The organism is Microcystis sp. M53603_WE2, from assembly GCF_030065435.1.
This window is the reverse complement of the sequence record NZ_JASJFF010001236.1, coordinates 1-1669: the sequence shown is the minus strand read 5'-3', so window position 1 is coordinate 1669 and position 1669 is coordinate 1. Positions and strand designations below refer to the sequence as shown.

Sequence of the window (1669 nt, the reverse complement as noted above, 5' to 3'; positions counted from 1 at the left end):
TTAAAGCATATCTAAAGAGTTTTGAGTTAAAAGTTAAACTTCAAGTTTTCATTCAGGACAAATGTACTGGTTAACTAATTTTTTGGGGAAAATTAGTTAACCCATGATTATAACATATAATTAATTTGCAAGAGTTCTATTAAAACTATTTTTGATTTTATCAACCAGTTTCAAAGAAAGGGTGGTTTTACCAATTCCTTTTAAACCTAACACAGTAACCAAACGGTATTTCTCCGCAACTATCCAAGTTTCTAGATTATTTAATTCGGCAACTCTCCCATAAAATTGAGTTATTTCAGGAATATGACCTAAATCTAAATAAGGTTGATCGCGCTGGATTTCAGAGTGATAATTATTATTATTGAGGGAAAATGGATTATGATCACAAATATGAACATTATTAAAAGAGACTAAATCTCGTCCCATATTATTATTTATAAAGCTATGTTTCTTTAAAACTGCTCTAATATTTGATTTAGTAATATCTTCCCCTAAAACTTCTGACAAAATTTTCCATAATTCTGAAGCACTATCTCGAATATGACCTTCACTAAGATGAGATTCTTTGGCAACTTCTGAGTATTTGTAACCTTCTAAGGTCCCTTGCAAGATAGTTTTTTGAAGATAGTCTAGATGTTGATCTGTTTTGGCAAAAACCAACTCATCTAAGAGATTTAACACCGTATTAGATAGATTAGCTTGAAACATGGACTATAGATTAGGTAAGTTTTTTACTTATTTTAGCTGATATTTCCGATATTTCAGATCAATTGTTTGGCTGTAAGTTCCGACTTTTCCGACTGACTAAACTCAAGACTACGATGTATCCTAAGTAATTAAGCAGTTTCAAGGCTTTATTTAGGCAATCTAAAGAAAATGTGTGATAGTACAGATTTTAGTATATCACAGTCAGGATGCCTAAACTGGCTTTAGGCAATGCAGTCCAGGTCACACGATCAACCATTACACAAATCAAATGAGGAGGAAAAAATGACATCAAGTTCTAAAGAAAATGTCTTAGTTGACAACTGTTTTGGTATTGTAACGAACAAAAGACTTACCTATATGGCGAAGAAAAGCTGGTTTAGTGGTGGACGAAGAGAAGATGTTCCTCTCAAGCAAGTTGTTTCAGTTCGATATGAAATGGATAGGAAAGTTGTTGGGGGACTATTCCTTGTTGTTTTAGGAATTGTCTTGATAACTGTAGTAGTGGGTATTATTCCCTTGATTTTTGGTGTTCTATTGATGTGGGGATCTCCAACGGTAAGTGTGGTTACGGCCGGAGGAACAGCAACTCCTGTCACTGGATTGCCATGGCAAAAATCAGAAGCAGAAGCGTTTGTAAATGCTGTACATGGTCAATTATTCGGTGAGTAAATCGAGTGCACAAATTGTCAAAATTTACCCAACCTTTTTGATACTTTGATAATTTCATAAATTGGTAAAGTTAGCTGGAGAATTTTTTATGGATTTGGCAAATCGTTTGCTAATAATGCCTCATTACTTGAGTTGTTTAATTTCATATTTCTTGGCTCTTCGTTACTTGTTATGGTTCGATAGGGGGGCATAAATCGACTAAATCCTTATCTGGCAAGAGACTTAATTGATTAGTTCGCTCTAGATAAAAAACAATTGACAAAAATCGCTAAATGCCTTTCTCTATAAGGGT

2 protein-coding genes are annotated in these 1669 nt (G+C 33.8%); one reads left to right on the top strand and one right to left on the bottom strand.

Annotation, left to right across the window (positions count from 1 at the left end):
- Positions 1–120 precede the first annotated feature (120 nt).
- Positions 121–708 carry a helix-turn-helix domain-containing protein gene (locus PX481_RS25890; protein ID WP_288027875.1) on the bottom strand — a complete coding sequence of 196 codons (588 nt, stop codon included), beginning with the start codon at positions 706–708 and terminating at the stop codon, positions 121–123.
- Positions 709–990: 282 nt separating this feature from the next.
- Between PX481_RS25890 and PX481_RS25885 the strand changes: the two genes are divergently transcribed.
- On the top strand, positions 991–1377 hold the full coding sequence (locus PX481_RS25885) for a hypothetical protein (protein ID WP_043999243.1): 387 nt from the start codon (positions 991–993) through the stop codon (positions 1375–1377).
- Positions 1378–1669 lie beyond the last annotated feature (292 nt).

Excerpts from the sequence above, each read along its gene's own strand:
- PX481_RS25890 (WP_288027875.1), bottom strand. The coding sequence starts at position 708 with ATGTTTCAAGCTAATCTATCTAATACGGTGTTAAATCTCTTAGATGAG.
- PX481_RS25885 (WP_043999243.1), top strand. The coding sequence starts at position 991 with ATGACATCAAGTTCTAAAGAAAATGTCTTAGTTGACAACTGTTTTGGT.